At 57.8% G+C, this 16,074-nt stretch carries 12 protein-coding genes; 5 read left to right on the forward strand and 7 right to left on the reverse strand.

What is annotated here, in order from left to right:
- From VSS37_RS20720 to pyrC, 3 genes are all read left to right on the forward strand, one after another.
- Positions 1–238, forward strand: a 238-nt coding sequence (locus VSS37_RS20720; protein WP_324698312.1) for a hypothetical protein, incomplete at its 5' end; no start/stop codon positions are given.
- Positions 235–1,110 (forward strand): Dyp-type peroxidase, encoded by an 876-nt coding sequence (locus tag VSS37_RS20725; RefSeq protein ID WP_324698314.1) that lies wholly within the window; start codon positions 235–237, stop codon positions 1,108–1,110. The genes VSS37_RS20720 and VSS37_RS20725, both read left to right, overlap by 4 nt.
- Positions 1,111–1,151: 41 nt before the next feature.
- Positions 1,152–2,195 carry a dihydroorotase gene (gene pyrC, locus VSS37_RS20730; RefSeq protein ID WP_324698315.1) on the forward strand — a complete coding sequence of 348 codons (1,044 nt, stop codon included), beginning with the start codon at positions 1,152–1,154 and terminating at the stop codon, positions 2,193–2,195.
- A gap of 40 nt (positions 2,196–2,235) precedes the next feature.
- On the opposite strand, the gene VSS37_RS20735 is transcribed toward pyrC, so the two are convergent.
- On the reverse strand, positions 2,236–5,343 hold the full coding sequence (locus tag VSS37_RS20735) for an SdrD B-like domain-containing protein (RefSeq protein WP_324698317.1): 3,108 nt from the start codon (positions 5,341–5,343) through the stop codon (positions 2,236–2,238).
- A gap of 323 nt (positions 5,344–5,666) precedes the next feature.
- On the reverse strand, positions 5,667–8,684 hold the full coding sequence (locus tag VSS37_RS20740; protein WP_324698319.1) for an NAD-glutamate dehydrogenase domain-containing protein: 3,018 nt from the start codon (positions 8,682–8,684) through the stop codon (positions 5,667–5,669).
- 129 nt (positions 8,685–8,813) lie between these two features.
- On the opposite strand from VSS37_RS20740, the gene ribF reads away from it, so the two are divergent.
- On the forward strand, positions 8,814–9,752 hold the full coding sequence (gene ribF, locus VSS37_RS20745; protein ID WP_324698321.1) for a bifunctional riboflavin kinase/FAD synthetase: 939 nt from the start codon (positions 8,814–8,816) through the stop codon (positions 9,750–9,752).
- Here ribF and VSS37_RS20750 read toward each other — a convergent pair.
- On the reverse strand, positions 9,728–10,723 hold the full coding sequence (locus VSS37_RS20750) for an adenosine kinase (RefSeq protein ID WP_324698323.1): 996 nt from the start codon (positions 10,721–10,723) through the stop codon (positions 9,728–9,730). The two genes, ribF and VSS37_RS20750, sit on opposite strands and share 25 nt — an antisense overlap.
- A 427-nt stretch (positions 10,724–11,150) precedes the next feature.
- On the opposite strand from VSS37_RS20750, the gene waaC reads away from it, so the two are divergent.
- The gene (gene waaC / locus VSS37_RS20755) at positions 11,151–12,125 is read left to right on the forward strand and encodes a lipopolysaccharide heptosyltransferase I (protein WP_324698325.1); all 975 of its coding nucleotides are present in this window, start codon (positions 11,151–11,153) and stop codon (positions 12,123–12,125) included.
- Here waaC and VSS37_RS20760 read toward each other — a convergent pair.
- The 4 genes from VSS37_RS20760 to VSS37_RS20775 form a co-directional block, all read right to left on the reverse strand.
- Complete coding sequence (locus VSS37_RS20760) at positions 12,091–12,750, reverse strand: esterase/lipase family protein (protein WP_324698327.1); 660 nt, start codon at positions 12,748–12,750, stop codon at positions 12,091–12,093. The genes waaC and VSS37_RS20760 overlap by 35 nt on opposite strands.
- Entirely contained in the window at positions 12,740–14,005 is a 1,266-nt protein-coding gene (locus tag VSS37_RS20765) for a FimV/HubP family polar landmark protein (protein WP_324698328.1), read from the reverse strand. The genes VSS37_RS20760 and VSS37_RS20765 overlap by 11 nt, the downstream gene beginning before the upstream one ends.
- Positions 14,006–14,124: 119 nt before the next feature.
- Complete coding sequence (locus tag VSS37_RS20770; RefSeq protein ID WP_324698329.1) at positions 14,125–15,612, reverse strand: hypothetical protein; 1,488 nt, start codon at positions 15,610–15,612, stop codon at positions 14,125–14,127.
- Between the two features lie 82 nt (positions 15,613–15,694).
- Positions 15,695–16,036 carry a hypothetical protein gene (locus VSS37_RS20775; RefSeq protein WP_324698330.1) on the reverse strand — a complete coding sequence of 114 codons (342 nt, stop codon included), beginning with the start codon at positions 16,034–16,036 and terminating at the stop codon, positions 15,695–15,697.
- Positions 16,037–16,074 lie beyond the last annotated feature (38 nt).

Consider the following 16,074-nt stretch of genomic DNA (forward strand, 5'->3'; position numbering starts at 1 on the left):
GTCAAACTATGCACGTCTCCCCGGCAAAGCCGGGGGATTTCCCAATAGATTAATAGGTAACATCATCCGCTTTATTTCAAATGGGAATTTATTCCCATTTGAAATGTTCGTCAAGCCGCTCATCCCCGCAACACTACGATGGCGAAAATTGTTTGCCCCAGAATTGCTATCGCTCATGGACACCCCGCCCCTGCCACGTACAATAAAGCCCGTGTTTAAAACAGGAACAAAACCATGACGTATCAACCCGGTATCCTTGAAGACATTCCCCTCGCTGCCCGTTACTTGTTCTTTCGCCTGAAACCGGGAAGTGATCCGCGGCCATGCCTGCACGCGCTGGCTGACATCACCAATGGGGGTGATATTGTCATTGGCTTGGGGCAAACCCTGCTCAACGCCATCGGCGCCAGCATTCCGGGGATGGCCACCATGCCGATATTTGAAGGCAAAGGCGTGGCCACGCCTTCCACACCTTACGCGCTGTGGTGCTGGCTGCGTGGGTCAGACCGGGGCGTGCTGTTGCACAAAGCGCGTCAAGTCCGCTCGGTGCTGGCTCCGGCATTCACACTCGGGCGCACCTGTGACGCCTTCAAATACGCCGCCAGCCTCGACCTCAGCGGCTATGAGGACGGCACCGAAAACCCCAAAGGCGAAGACGCCATCGACACCCTGTTCCTGCAATCCAAAAATAGCGCGCTGGCAGGCTCCAGCTTCGTCGCCGTGCAAATTTGGGAACATGATCTGGACGCTTTCCAAGCCAAAACGCCGCAGGCGCAAAATGACACCTTTGGCCGTGACCGGGAAAGCAACGAGGAATTGGAAGATGCGCCCGAGTCCGCGCACGTCAAGCGCACCGCGCAGGAAAGTTTCGAACCGGAAGCCTTTGTCGTGCGCCGCTCCATGCCCTGGTCGAATGAAACCCAGGAAGGGCTGGTGTTTGTCGCCTTTGGCCATAGTTTCGCCGCGTTCGAGACATTGTTGGCGCACATGGTCGGCGCGGATGATGGCATTGTGGATGGCCTGTTCAGCTTCACCCAGCCGGTGACTGGCAGTTATTTTTGGTGCCCGCCAGTGCGTGACGGCAAGCTCAATCTGGCTGCGCTTTCCTAAACGGCTTGAAACCCCCACTATCACTGGCGGAGGCAACCACCATGACCACAGACACCCTGACCATCACCCAGCCCGACGACTGGCACGCACACTTGCGCGATGGCGACATGCTCAAACAGGTCGCCCCTTACACCGCGCGCCAGTTTGGCCGCGCGATCATCATGCCCAACCTCAAGCCACCCGTGACCACGACCGCACAAGCGGCGGCTTACCGTGGGCGTATCCTGCAAGCGACCCAGGCTTACCCGGATTTCACCCCATTGATGACGGCTTACCTGACTGACACCATCGACGCGCAGGAGCTGAAAAACGGGCATGGCGAAGGCATCTTCACCGCCGCCAAGCTTTACCCGGCCAACGCCACCACCAATTCCGCCGCAGGCGTCACCGACATCAGGAAAATCTACCCGGTGCTGGAAGTGATGCAGGCGATCGGCATGCCCTTGCTGGTGCATGGCGAAATGGTTGGCAACGACATTGATATTTTCGACCGTGAAGCGGTTTTCCTTGACGCCGTTTTACAGCCGCTGCTGGACGATATGCCGGAACTGAAAGTGGTGCTGGAACACATCACCACCCAAGATGCGGCGGAATTTGTCGCGGCAGCCAGCGCCAACCTTGCCGCCACCATCACCGTGCATCACCTGCAAATCAACCGTAACGACATGCTGGTTGGCGGCATCAAACCGCACTTGTACTGTTTGCCGGTCGCCAAACGGGAACAGCACCGCCTCGCGTTGCGCCAAGCCGCAACCTCCGGCAGCCCCAAATTCTTCCTCGGCACCGACACCGCCCCCCATGCCGTCACCGACAAGGAAAGCGCCTGTGGCTGCGCAGGCATTTTCAGTGCGCCCCATGCGCTGGAAAACTACGTGCAGGTATTTGACGAAGAAAACGCACTGGACAAGCTCGAAGCGTTTGCCTCCCTGAACGGCCCGGCGTTCTATGGCCTGCCAGCCAATCCACGGAAGATCACGTTGCGGAAGCAGCCGCAGGCGGTGCCTGCGGTGATCGGTGAAGGTGGCTTGGCGGTAGCGCCGTACCGGGCGGGGGAAACACTGCCGTGGCGGTTTGGCGACAGCTGACGCTGCCCGCCAATGCCATGCAGCCCTACAAACTGCCCACTTAGTTGACTTGTGCGGTGATGTTCAGCACGGCATTGGCACCAGCCCCCAAGTTGCCAATGTTCCATAATCCGCTGTTATGGTCATAAGCCCCCGCGCCATCATCAGCAACGTAGCTCAAGCCCGCAGGCAGCATATCGGTGACCTGTACGCCGCTGGCGTTCGTGCTGCTGGTATTGCTGGCGGTCAAGGTATAAACCACCGTGTCGCCATGTCGGGCAGTGGACTTGTCCAGCGTTTTAACCAGTGCAATATCGACGTTTTGCGGCGGTGCGAAGCCGAAATCATACGTATGGTGGTTGTAACCAAAACTGCCTAAGTCGGCGTAAGGGATGCTGTAGCTGGCGTAGGTTTGCCCGCCAGGAATGCTGCCATCCGAATCAATGCTGTCATTCGCCATGGCATTGGCCTGCGTCAGCCCGTTGACCCCCAATACCGCCTGCTTGCTGCCGCCAATGACATTGGGGATCCGGATTTCGTATTCAGAATTGCCGCCTGCCACGCCTGTCCCCGGAATAATGCCAACACCATTGTTATGGATGACATTGTCATTGGTATTGGCATCGGTGGCATTGGTCCCGCTCGTGAAATAATATTCGCCCAAAGCATCCGTGGTGGTTTGGCCTATTTTAACGCCATTCTTATACAGCTCGACAATGACGCCGCTGATGGGCGCTTCATTAGGGTCTTGTATGCCATCCCCATCACTGTCCACCCACACCCGGTTGCCGATTTCGATAAGCGCAGGGTCGCACAGGTATTCAATATCGCCCAGCCCGTTGCCCTTACCAAACAATGACAAATTATCCGTGTTGGCCACCAGCTCAACTTCCTGCGCCGCCTGGCCAGTATCGTTGGAAAACCAAGTGACGCCTGCTGAATACAGGTTAAGCGGATCATAGAGGGTGGAGGCCACACCCGTTGCCCCAGGCTGGTAAGCCAGTGACCCTAAAGCCGTCTCCTGGTGCTCAATGCGCTCATTGCCGCTACTATTGATAATCGTACTGACAATTTCATCATCGGTGAAAAACTCAGTCCTTTGCGGCGTCAGGGTTTCCAATACCCAGACACTGCCGCTAGGTGTGGCGCGCAAAATATCACCGACTGAAATGCCGGAAAAGTTGGGGCTGGAGCAAGTGCTCCCCGAACCGCTCAAGGTACATTGCTTGTATCCAGTCAAGTCACCCCAACGGTCACGTAGCCCGAGAACCAGGTTATTCTTCTGGTCGAATTCAATATCCGTCAACATCGGCATAGGGCGTAACCCGTACATGCCAAAAGTATCTGTTGTCGTCAGGCTATCGTTCCATACCTCCCAGCTGCACCCTACGGGCGGCGGCGGCGTATAGCCTTGCTGGGAATAGACAAGCCCGCAACCACGGTCAGCATTGCCCGCAACACCGTCATAATCCAGCGAAGCGCCATTGCCAGCAAACAACCCAGCCCCCCAAGTCTTGGTGACCAGATCATAGGGGAAAATCTGCATGCTCAGGTTCAGCGTCGTCGCGCTGGCACCGGAACCGTCACAGACCCCCCCGGCATACAGCGTGCCCCGACGCACCTTCAAGGCGAATGGCCGCCATACCCCTTGTGTGCACGTCGCGGCAGGCACCACAATAGGCGTCCCCACCGTTCCGGTCTTGGTGTCGACCGGATAAATGCTCTTGTCATACAAGTTCATCGCATACAGGGTGGACAAGTCATCGCTGATATCAATGTCCCCCAAACCCGCTTTTCCGACTGCGCTCATGACCAACGGGTCCCGTGAGGCTACCGTTGCCGGGCTAGCAGGCAACCCACGCGAACTGTTTGAGGAAGAAAAGCCAACATTGGGGATCGTCACCCAAGCAGCGGGTGCTCCCGGCGCGGCGGGATTGCTCAAATCTGTACGGAAAATCTGCCCAGCGCCACCCGCTGTCAAACCGGTATGACGTTTAATATACGCTGCCGTATAGAGCTTTTTGTTCATACGGTCATACGCTTGCCCATAGGTCGTCGCCACTTCCTGTTGGGAAGCCCCCTGCACTACGCTGGGTGACGTGCCTGAGACTGACGACTTGAAGACCTTGATGGCGTCAGACGTTTTTAGCGTATAGGTTGATGATGTCTGGTCACCACCCATAGCAACAGGCGTGGCCATATAGGGGTCGTTTTGGCAATAATCGCAAGGTTCATTAACCCCCAGATTGACATTGGCAGCCCCCGCGCTCACCACAGAGGCAGGTAAAAATTGCACCGTAGCGCCTGCTGTCGTGCCCGTGCTGTTAGGGGCGCTGCTGTTACTGCCGCTGTTGCTCTGATGGAATGTCGGGTAGAAATTTGTTGGCAAGGTGGTGAATTCCACCCGGAAGGGGCCTGTACCGGCGCTGGCATTAATGTTGTAAGCCCCTGAACTATCCGTGACTGCGGAGTAAGTGGCCCCATTGGCATCGTAGGCGGTGACCGTGACGCCCGCCACACCCGCATCCGTCCGTTGATCCGTGGCGCTGGCGCTATCCTTGACGCCGTCGCTGTCAAAATCCTGGAATACCGTCCCCAAGATATGTCCCGGAACGGCAACAATATTGGATACACCATCAAACTGAAGCAAAATACGCTCCATAGTACCCGCATCCTGGTTAGTATCGTCGCAAATGGAGAGTGTCCAGGTACCGATGGCATTCTCACCATCGAATGCGCTTAAAGCGGCGCTTCCTTCGGGATTAAAAACATTTTCGTAAAAAGAGGTTCCAACCGTATGGTTTGGCGAATTGCCCAGCGAACCAATATCCGTCCCCGCCTCATCATCAAGCAGGATATCCAGATTGGAGCCGCTGCCACCAACGTCAGTGAATAGGGCCACACTGGTCCCAGCAGGGGAGCGCAACGTCACATCCAGGTCACTACGGTAGGCATGCGTGATGGCCAAGCCTACGTTTAAATCACTGACTTTAAAGTCATCGGTCACGTTGATGGTAAAGTTGTTGGTGGTGGGGCAACCATTGTCGGTGATGGCCTGTTTAGGAACGGCTTCAAAGGAAAATGGCGCGGCGAACGAAGCCCTTAATGGAATAACCCAGATCAGTAACGCAACAAGTATCAACGCTGAATGCTGGCATGCTTTATTCATTTTAATATTGCCTTATTATTTAGTCTCAACCACTGCTTAAGCCAGAGAATGCTTGCCCCGGAATAATAATTTTAATGCATGATGAATGTTACAGGCAATACTGCCAGTATTTTCCTTGATTCTAACTGAACAGGCGGCAGCGGTTCGGCTTTGCCGCCAGCACCGCACCATTTAGCCCCCCCCTTTCAAGCAAGGGACAAATACATGTATGCATGGTCACAACGCAAACCCAGCCCATGAGCTGGCTGGCCTTTCCACTGTTAATGGGATAGGCCACTCCCGATCCCCCCATGCAAAAGCAGGGATCGGGAGGCCAAGCCAACCTACACCACCCGCGCCAGTTGCGCCTCGATAATGTCGCGGTACACGCTGTTGTCATCGCTGAAATACACCAGTGCGGATGACAGCTTGCTGGCCAGGATCGCAGACTTGATCTTGGCTGGCAGGTGCGCCACCCGCCCGCGGAATTCCGCCGTTTCACCCAGCAGCGCAGGCATGTGGCTGAGGATCGCTTTCTCGTAACGCGCATCCTGTGCCAGTTCCGGGCTGGCCTGGAAGTAGGCGAACATCTTGGCGTAGTGTGTGTTGATTTCCCGACTGAGCTGGCTGGAAATTTCCGTGTAAGGCAGGCTGCCCTGCGCGGTGCGGTGACGGCGGATAATCAGGTTCGCCTCCTGCTCTGCCAGCCGGTTGAGGATGACGAGCACGTCGCTGACATAACGGTCTTTGTTGGCCAGGAATTCCTCATCCGTTAGCATCAGGTTGGCAATGATTTCGTAGGAGGAGGAAATCACCCCGCACTTGTTGGCCGAAGCATCGCGCATGATCACCACACCCCGGTTTTGCAGGGCGATGCGCGCATCCGGGGTGATGAAGGAATTCGCCCCTTCCACAATCGCCCGTGCCGTCGGCGCGCCGTCGCTACTGAAAAACTGCTCGGCATTGTGCGCCGCGATGGTTTCTGGCCGCCCGCCCGCCGGGATGAACAAATCCGCATCCACCGTAAACACCAGCCGATTGTAGGTGGTGTAAAATTCATCCGGGGAAATCCAGTGCTCTTCCAGCCCGTTTTTGGTCTGGACCAGTTTTTTGTGCAGCTTGCGCATGCCCTCGGTGCGCTGCACATTGCGGTACAGGAGATAGCCGCCGACATGCAGGGCTTGCGGGTCAAACGCGTCCAGGTCGCTTTGCAGCACAATCGCCGACAGCGCCTGATGATCCAGACCCAGCGGGTCGAAAATCGCCCCCGTGCCATCGATGATCAGCTTGATCTGCACCTTGGGGCAGCGCTCCAGCAGCAGGCGCATGCCATTGCCCGCCACATCGCCATTGGGGCCGCCGGTGAATTTCACGCTGAAAGCGTCCTTGTGCATGTCGATGCCCAGCACCTCCTGGAGGGTGACTTCGGCGAAGCGGATCACGCCAATCGAGGTGACGCCGTATTCCTTGTGGTTGATGCCGACCTTCTTGCTGGACATGATGCCTTTGCCCAGGATGTAGCCGCGTTCCACCGCCTGCTGGGCAATCAGCTCGATCATGACATCGTGCATGTTTTCATCCGGCCCCAGCTCGATCGGCTCCTCCTCGCCGTAGTAATCGACCACGTTCGGGTCTTTGGCCTTGCCGTTTTCGGTCACAAACAGGTCGAGGAAGGCGTGGGTGAAAGCGAATTGCAGCTTGTACAAATACTGCAACACGGTCGGGCGCGGCGTGTCGGGGCGGGTGCTGAGGATGGTGACCATTTTCGAGCCACCTTCGTAAATGTCCTTGTTTTTCAGGTGCTGGGTGTGCGCCAACACGTAATTTTCGCGGAACAGGGTATTGGCGGTGTTGATGTAATCGTCATGCCCCTGCGTCATCAGCGTGCGCCAGCCGCCCCGGGCGATGTCGGAGAAGCCGATGTGGTAGCCGGAACCGCTGCGCCCGGAGAAGAAGGTGATGCGGAACGGGCGCTCCGGCGGCAGGTCGCTGGTGAATTCCGCCGCCAGGTCATCCAGATAGGCCGGGTCGAGGCGGAACGCCAGCGCATGTTTCTCATGGACGAAGAAATTGGTTTTCAAACAGCGGGTGATGAAACTGATGGTGCAGTTGAAAATAATGCGCCGGGTTTCATCCAGGAAGCGGCGGCCAGTATTGAAATTCGCCACCGTCTCCCGCGCCTCCGCCAGCAAACGGTTGTAGGCCTGTTCGCGGTCGGGGAAGTCCGGCTGGAAACGGGCATGGAACAATTGCACCAGATGGATGCTCAAGTCCGGGTTATTGTGGAACGCGCGCTGGATGCCCGCCGGTTCGAAGCGTTCCGGGTTGCTGTGCGCCAGATTGGTGTGGGCGAAAGTGATGAAGGCTTTCACCAGGCTGGCGTCCGGCCCGTTCATGGCACCGGTCGCGACCAGATTGACGAAGCTGCTGGAGGTTGAGGACAGGATCTGCGTGTTGTACAGCTCATGCTGCAACTGGGTGAACAGCGCCGAACCGCGCTCCAGCACCGCGCCTTCCTGACGCGGTTTCACGTAGAAGGTGGCGAGGAAGTTGGGGAACACGCCATTGCTGACGGTGACGATGAAGGCGCGTTTGACCGCAATCCCCAGCCGTTTGAACACCTCCATCACCTGCAACAGGAAATCGTGCTGCGGCGGGTTGCTGACGCCGAACATCAGCCGCGCCGTCTCGCCAGTTTCGGCGCTGTCGAACGGCTGCACGTCGAGGTGGATGCCGCCATGCCGCAAGGTTTGCTGGTACAGGTACATGACGCGGGCGATCCGTTCCGGGTGGGAGACGCTGACGTAGTGCGGGTTGTTGATCCACAACAATTTCAGCAGCTTGTGCAATTTGCTGCGGTCAAAATCCGCCAACTGGCCGGTAAATTCGGCGGCGACCGCCTGCTGGAGCGCCTCCGGCAGTTCCTCAGCCGCGTGCGCCTGGATCAGTTCGGCGATTTCCGCATCCGACTTGCGCACATAGTCGAAACGCATGACTTCCAGGCGCGCTTCGTCGTCGGGCAGCGGTGCCAACGAGGTGTTGATCTCCGCGTAGGACAGGCCGCCGCTGGCACTGCGGTTCCTGAGCAGGTTCAAGGTGTCATACAGGGAATTGGGGTAGCCGCGCAGGGCGATCATCAGGCGCTCTGGCCGGTCAGTCAGGCGCAGGTAGGACAGCCGGTGTATGCGGTTGAGGGCGCTGGCCAATACCGCCAACGCTTCGGCCTCATCTTCATTGAAACTGAAAAAGAACGGATGCATGGCGGTTTGCAGCCATTCCAGATTGCCGCCGATGCGCCCCTCCTGCCGCCGGGCAAGCTGCTCGACATTTTGCAGGACGGTGGAGGCGTTATTGCTGTTCATGGGTTCTCTCCTTCTTGTTTGGTGGGCGCGCCCAAGCGCGCTGGCATAGCGTAACAGATAGCCATAAAACCCTTGTAATGGCAGGGCATCGCCTCTCCCCTGAACGCAGATTTGCGGTAAACTTCCGGGATGAAACTGATACGCCGCATCTTCCCAGCCCCTGCTTCCGACCCCGGTTGCGTCGCCACCATCGGCAATTTTGATGGCCTGCACAAAGGGCATCAGGCCGTCATCCAACACGTTGAATGGAAAGCGCAGGCCTTGGGCCTGCCCGCCACCGTGATCAGTTTTGAACCGTTGCCGATCGAGCTGTTCCGCTCGCCGCCACCGCCACGCATTTACGCCCTGCGCGACAAACTGCGCCTATTGAACGGGATGAATGTCGACCGTTTCGTCTGCCTGCGCTTCAACCGGCGGCTGGCCAGCATGGAGGCGGAAGATTTCGTGCAGCATGTCCTGCTGGATGGGCTGAAGGTGCGTTATCTGGTGGTGGGCGATGATTTCCGTTTCGGCAAGGGGCGTTGCGGCGATTACCGCCTGTTGCAGCAGATGGGGGCGGAACAGGGGATGCAGGTGGTGGACACGCCCACGTTCCTGCACGATGACGAGCGCGTCAGCAGCACCCGCATCCGGCTGGCCTTGAGCACGGGGGAACTGGAACTGGCGGCGCAACTGCTGGGCAAGCCTTACCGCATTTCCGGGCGGGTGCGGCATGGCGACAAGCGCGGGCGCACCCTGGGGTTCCCCACCCTCAATATGCGGGTGCCGCAACATGTGGCGCTGCGCCGGGGCGTGTACGCCGTGCAGGTCTACGGGCTGGAAACGCATCCCGTCACAGGCGTGGCCAACCTGGGCGCACGCCCGACCGTGCATGGGCTGGAAAACCGGCTGGAAGCCCACCTGTTCGGCTTCGACCGGCAAGTTTACGGCCAGCACATCTGCGTGGAGCCGGTCGCCTTTATCCGTGATGAAATGAAATTCGCCTCACTGGACGAACTGAAAGCGCAGATCGCCCAAGATGCGGCACAGGCCAGGGCAGGGTTTCAGACCGCCGCCAGCACTTCCTGATGGGCTTCCTTGCTCAGGCGTGCGCCGAACACGGTGACAATGCGGGACGCCGCCAGACTGGCGAGTTTGCCTGCGCGCGCATTGTCCATGCCCTGCGCAACCCCATACAGGAAAGCGCCTGCAAACATGTCGCCCGCGCCATTGGTGTCCACTGCTTTGGCCGGATGCGCCGCAATTTCAGTGCGCCCACTGCCGTCCACCACTAGGGCACCCTTGCTGCCCAAGGTCACCACCAGTTTGTCTGCATAGGGTTTGATGGCGCTGACCGCTTCTTCCAGGTCGGTTTTGCCGGTAAAGGTGCAGGCTTCCTCGCGGTTGCAGAACAGGATGTCCACCCCATCCCCCAACATCTGGCGCACACCGTCGCCGAAATACGTCACCATCGACGGGTCGGAAAAGGTCATGGCAGTTTTTACGCCGTGCTCCCGCGCCACTGCACGCGCCTTCAGCACGGCCGCCCGCGACAATTCGGATGTCACCAGATAACCTTCGATATACAAGTAGTTGGCCTGTTTAAGCTCTTCCAGGTGCAGTTCCGCTTCGGAAAAATCCGCCGTAATCCCCAGGAACGTGTTCATGGTGCGCTCGGCGTCCGGCGTGACCATCACCATGCACTTGCCGGTGACGCCTTCGTTGGCGGAACGCACCTGATCCAGCTTGGTGACGACTCCCGCCGCATGCAGGTCGTGCATGTAAAATTCGCCGGTTTCGTCATTCGCCACCTTACAGGCGTAAAAAGCCTTGCCGCCGAATTGGCTGACCGCCACGATGCTGTTGGCGGCGGAGCCACCGCTGGCGCGCTTTTTCATGCCGAACGTCTCACTGAGCCCGGCCAGCAATTGCTGCTGCCTGGCTTCGTCTATCAGCGTCATCATGCCTTTTTGGATGCCGTGCGCCGCCAAAAACGCGTCCGTAACCTCGAACTCCTTGTCCACCAGCGCATTGCCGATGCCGTATACGTCGTATTTCATTTGCTTTCCAGTTGCCCATCAATGACATAAAACAAGCCTTGTACCTTATCCAGGGTTTCTTTTCCAGCATTACCCCAGCAATCTGATACACTTCGGGGGGTATGGACGAGAACATGTTCACCGCAATTATCCACGAAGTTATCCACAGGAGAAATCTTTGTGATAATTCATGGTAGGTGCTGGAAAAACAACCCATCATTTAAAGCCCAGTATCTCTACACATTATTTTTATATTCACATTGTCTGACAAACACTACGTTTCGTCTGAAAAATATGTTTTTTCATTGTGGATTAAGCCAGACATACGCTGGCCTGATAAACGGTAAAGCCTATCCAAACCGCCTGATATTCAACAGCCTGCCAGACTTATCCACAATCCGTAGCGGCAAGGTCACGACAATGTTTCACGTGGAGCCAGCATGACAACATGCGTAAAATTCTGATTATAAAAACTTCATCCTTGGGCGATGTCATACATATGCTGCCCGCCATTACTGACGCAATCCACTACCATCCCCGATTGACCTTCGACTGGGTAGTGGAAGAAGGCTTTGCCGAAGCGCCTGCTTGGCATCCGGCCATCAAGAACGTCATCCCGGTCGCCATCCGCCGTTGGCGCAAACACCTTTTCAATACAACAACTTGGCAGGAGATCGGCGCTTTCCGCCAACACTTGCAAGCAGCGCAGTACGACGCTGTGATCGATGCCCAAGGCTTGGTGAAAAGTGCCCTGCTGGCTTGGATGGCGCAGGGCAAACGCTATGGCTATGACCGCAACAGTATCCGTGAGCCCATCGCCAGCCTGTCCTACCAGCGGACGTTCAGTGTTTCCCGGCAACGGCACGCCATTACCCGCAACCGCCTGTTGTTGGCGCATGCGCTGGATTACACGATTGAAAGCCTGCCGCTCAACTATGGCGTCGCCAAGACACATTACCTGCATTTGGCATTGCCGTTGCCCAAGCGTTACATCGTCGCCCTGCATGGCACCAGCCGGATAGACAAGGAATGGCCGGAAAGCTGCTGGCGGACACTGATTCAGGCATTGGCGCAACATGACATCCATATCCTGTTGCCGTGGGGCAACCAGCGCGAACGGGAACGCGCCGGACGGCTGCTCCAAACCAACGCCAACGTACAAGTGTTGCCCCGCAGCAGCCTGAACGATCTGGCCGCCATACTGCAAGGCGCAATTGGCGTCATCGGCATGGACACCGGCCTGATGCATATTGCCGCCGCATTGGACAAACCAGGGTTGGCGCTTTACCCGGCCACCGAACCCGAGCTGACCGGCATCCTGGGCAACAGCAACAGCCATAACCGGCTGGAAAACCTAAGTGGGGCAGAGACACAAGACGCAGCGGCTGTTACCCGCCGCTTGCTGGAGTTGATTGGCGGCTGAAATGCCCGGTTTGCAGAAAACTCAGAACTTGCCCGTAAGCCTGCGCGGAAAACAGCAGGGCAGTATGGGAAAGGCGCAGATAAGTCCGTTCCGTTTGTGCGGGATGCTCCGCCTCACAGACCCGCACTGCACCGTCATTCGCCTCGCCCCACAAAAAAGGCGCGCCCAGGCCAAACGGCGCAACGCCAACCACTGCACCCCATTCACGCTTGAGAGTTGTGGGGACACCATCCCCGGAAAGGCCCTCCGTCATGCTGCGCCCAAACGCCATCCCCAATCCCGGCAAAGGTTGCAGGACTCGGGCGACCCGGCTGCCTTGCACCGGCGTCCCCAACGTCACCAACCGCCCTGGCGGCAATTCTGGATGCTGCGCCAACAGGTGCAAAGCAACGACACCCCCCAGGCTATGGCCGACAATATGCAGGGCATCGGTGGATAATGTCTGGATAAACCGGAATAAGGACTCAGCATTCTGCGCAGGCGTGCAACTGACGGAAGCATAACTTGGCGTTTTCACCGCATAACCGGCGGCACCCAACCGGCTTGCCAGGGATTGCAACATCAGCGGGCGCATCCAGATGCCGTGCAACAAGACCACGGTTGCTGGCGGGGAATCAACCAGCATCGTTGCCCAAGGAATTGCGCAGGCGGGTTTCCTCCTGCCGCAAGGCGCGCTGCTGCGAGTAAGAGCGCCACGCCAACGCCAGGACAAACATCAAGGAAATCAACGCCACCGCCACGGATACACGGGACGGGGAAAGCGGCTTTTCATCCGTACCCACGCCACCTTTGCCAGCCACTTGTTGCTCCAACATGTTCTGTAGGGAAACCGGCTTCTTGTCCGGCTGGGGCTTATCCTCGGTGTTGGTGGGGGCGGGTGGAATTTGATCAGCAAAAACCGGCGTACTCTCCGCCGCTTGTTTCTCTCCGGTGACGGACGCAGGCTCCGTTTCCGGGGCAGTCAGGGTCAGGCTGGGCGCAGCCGCCGCGCCCGGCTCCGCTGGCGGTTTGGGTTCAACGGTGGCGGCTTCAGGCTTGAGCGTTTTGAGTTGGTCATGCAGTTCCTGGTTTTCCGTAAACTGGCGTTTGATGGAAATGCTGGCTTCACGCAGGGATGCTTGCAGGTTCTGGATATGGGTGTCCCGCTGTTCCAACAACTGCTTTAGCTCCGTCAGTTCAGCTTGCAGGGCGGCATTGGCTTGTTTCGCCTTGGAGGCCCCCGCACCTGTCTCACCGGCCTCCGGTTTGGCGACTTTGGCGGAAGCAGCCTGCAATTCGGTGATGCGCGCATCCTTCTTTTCCAACTGCTGTTTGAGATCCGCCACATCAGTCTGCAATTTAATCAACAGGTCAGACTGCAATTTGGTCACCTGTTGGTTGTCAGCAGGCGTTTTAGCCGTTGCTTTCGACGTGTCCTGCAATTGCTTGAGCTGCTCATCCAAACTGGAACTGTGTTTCTGCTCATCCTTGAGCTGGGTGCGCAGGGTCTGGATTTCAGCCTGCAAACTGGCGACGCTGGCGGATTTATCCGGCTTGCCCGCCGATTTTTCACTGGCAGGCGGGGATTGTGGCTCCGCAGCCTTTTGTTGCCCTGCTTCGGTGGGCTTCTCCGGTTCCCCCGCCAAGGCAGGAATCTCCAAATAAACGCCACGCTTCAACAATCCGGGGTGGCCGGGGACAAATGCATGTGGATTTTTGGTGCGGAAAGCTTCCATCATTTGCCCCACGCTGACACCATGATCAGGCCGGTAGCGGCTGGCGATGTCCCACAAGGTTTCATTGCTTTTGACGGGCCCGTAACGCGCCGCCTGGACAGGTTGCAGGACAATGGACGCCGCCAGCAGCAGCCCCGCAGTGGCGACAAATGTTGTATGTTTCATGACTTTTCCGCGCAGACAGTCAAAGGTTAATTGGTTATATATAGCCGATCCGGCCATAAAATGCAGCCAGATCGGCAATAGCGTTAATAATAACCCGTTGTCAGACTGTTATGCACGGTTTAGCGAACAGCCTGACTTGGCGGCGGGATTTCCGACGGAGGCCGGTTCACCCAACGGCTTGCCAACAGGTACTTGGATTTTCCGACACCGCTGTCAGGGTTCAGTTCCAGCACGGCTTCCTGCTCCAGTTTTTCCAGAATGGTTTCAGCAATTTTTTGCCGTTCCGGTTTGCCGATCAGGGAAGGTTGCAGGCCAAGCGTTTGCGTGTGGCTCCGGATGACATCGGTCACCGCCTCCGTCACGGGCCGCACCGTCGGCTTGAGTTCGCCATTGAGGATGCGCGGGCGCACTTCCAAATAGATCAGCTTGAAAAAGCGTTCACGGGTCAGATCACGGACGCCGGAGGGCGGCGGCTCTGGCCGCGAATCCTGTTGCATCTCCACCGCCTGAACATTTACGGGCGAGGAAGCCGCCGACACATTGGCGAAAGTGGCGCCATCCGCCCCCTTCATGCTAAGGCGCATATTGCTGGCATCAGTGACAGCACGTTCCGGCACCACCTGATCCAGGCGTTCCTCAGCCTTGCCAACATCGCGGGAAATGGTGGCGGTTCCTGCGGCCATAGCCGGTTTCCCGGCTTCCGGATGGATCAGTTCGCCACGGGTGTCGCGCCCCATCAACAGCAGTGCCCGTTTATGGTCGGCCACATAACCGCCCACAAAATGGAAGGCGTATTCAAATGTGCCGATAATGATCATTGAAAACAGAAACGAAGCCCAAATGCCGCCAATATTGAACAAGCCTTTGAGCAGGCGGATCATGGCATAGTGCTTGTCCTCGTCATATTCCAGCGTCTTGGCCTGGCTGATGGCGGCGGTAAGGGCTGAACCCATCACCACGGCGGAGCCATTGGCGGCGGCTTCGGCAGCGGCCAGTTCCCCCTTGGCTTCGGCGATCTTGCCGTATTCGTACTGCTCGCATTGCTGAACCCGGCTGGCGCTACGGTATTTGCCCCGGCACGCCGCCAGTTCCGCTTCATGCCGCGCCACTTTGCCGCTGGCGGAAGAAAGTGCCCCGGAACTGGCTGGGGTGGCAGCTTGCGCGCTCAGGTTCTGGATGCTGCCCAACGCCGCCTGAAAGACCGGCGAGCTGGCCGAACGCTGGCGCACCGTGGCGTCTTCCCGCTCCATCGATTGCGACACCTCCGAAAATAGGCCGAAAAACACCACAATAAAAGTCGCCATCACCGCCGCCGGCCCTTTATAACCACTGGCGTATAAAAATGCCTGCGCCGCCGTGATGACGGCGGTGATCCCCAAACCCAGGATGGCGTTGGCCCACTGTTCGCCCGTCCAGGCCAGCGGCGTCATTTCGCCGCCGACATAGTATTTCATGACAAAAAAAGCCGACGCCAAGAACGCCGCCAGCGCCGCCAGCAACAACCACGCCTCTGCCTTGCGCAAGTCCGCCAACAGGTCGTGCAATGACTTGGCTTTAACCAGATACGCGGGCCGGTCTAGGTTGGTATTTGTATTGGAATCCGTCATAATGAATCCCTCCTGTCATAACTTATCCAGTGATACGGGAACCCGGCGTGGTGAAAGCGGCAACTTCCATCACGCCTTTCTTTTACATCCAGCCCGCCAGCATCAGCAGCACCGCCAGGAACCACAGCAGATGGCGGTCAGCGCGCAGGTTGTGCGCCGCCACTACCGCGCCCACCAGCACCAGGCCAATCAGCATGTAAGGCAAATGCAAGGTGGCGCTGGCCACATCATCAATCTGCCCCACGCCTGGCAGCAGGATCAGCACCCCCCATACGGCGACTGCCCATACCACCAGCAATGCGCGGGTGACTTTCCAGACTTGCCCCCATTCCGGCTTATCCGGCGTATCTTGCGCCACGGGCAGGTTGGTGGCGGGATCAACAGCGGCCAGATTGCTGGCCGACATCTCGGGATTCACATTCATAACGATGGCTCCTTCATCTGCGTTGGATAGTAAAAAAA

Origin of the sequence: Candidatus Thiothrix phosphatis (assembly GCF_035668035.1) — a bacterium.
Lineage (GTDB): Bacteria > Pseudomonadota > Gammaproteobacteria > Thiotrichales > Thiotrichaceae > Thiothrix > Thiothrix phosphatis.

Bases quoted from the DNA above. Each gene is read 5' to 3' on its own strand.
- pyrC (WP_324698315.1), top strand. From the start codon at position 1,152: ATGACCACAGACACCCTGACCATCACCCAGCCCGACGACTGGCACGCA.
- VSS37_RS20765 (WP_324698328.1), bottom strand. From the start codon at position 14,005: ATGAAACATACAACATTTGTCGCCACTGCGGGGCTGCTGCTGGCGGCG.
- waaC (WP_324698325.1), top strand. From the start codon at position 11,151: ATGCGTAAAATTCTGATTATAAAAACTTCATCCTTGGGCGATGTCATA.
- VSS37_RS20775 (WP_324698330.1), bottom strand. From the start codon at position 16,036: ATGAATGTGAATCCCGAGATGTCGGCCAGCAATCTGGCCGCTGTTGAT.
- VSS37_RS20750 (WP_324698323.1), bottom strand. From the start codon at position 10,723: ATGAAATACGACGTATACGGCATCGGCAATGCGCTGGTGGACAAGGAG.
- VSS37_RS20770 (WP_324698329.1), bottom strand. From the start codon at position 15,612: ATGACGGATTCCAATACAAATACCAACCTAGACCGGCCCGCGTATCTG.
- VSS37_RS20760 (WP_324698327.1), bottom strand. From the start codon at position 12,750: ATGCTGGTTGATTCCCCGCCAGCAACCGTGGTCTTGTTGCACGGCATC.
- VSS37_RS20725 (WP_324698314.1), top strand. From the start codon at position 235: ATGACGTATCAACCCGGTATCCTTGAAGACATTCCCCTCGCTGCCCGT.
- VSS37_RS20735 (WP_324698317.1), bottom strand. From the start codon at position 5,343: ATGAATAAAGCATGCCAGCATTCAGCGTTGATACTTGTTGCGTTACTG.
- VSS37_RS20740 (WP_324698319.1), bottom strand. From the start codon at position 8,684: ATGAACAGCAATAACGCCTCCACCGTCCTGCAAAATGTCGAGCAGCTT.
- ribF (WP_324698321.1), top strand. From the start codon at position 8,814: ATGAAACTGATACGCCGCATCTTCCCAGCCCCTGCTTCCGACCCCGGT.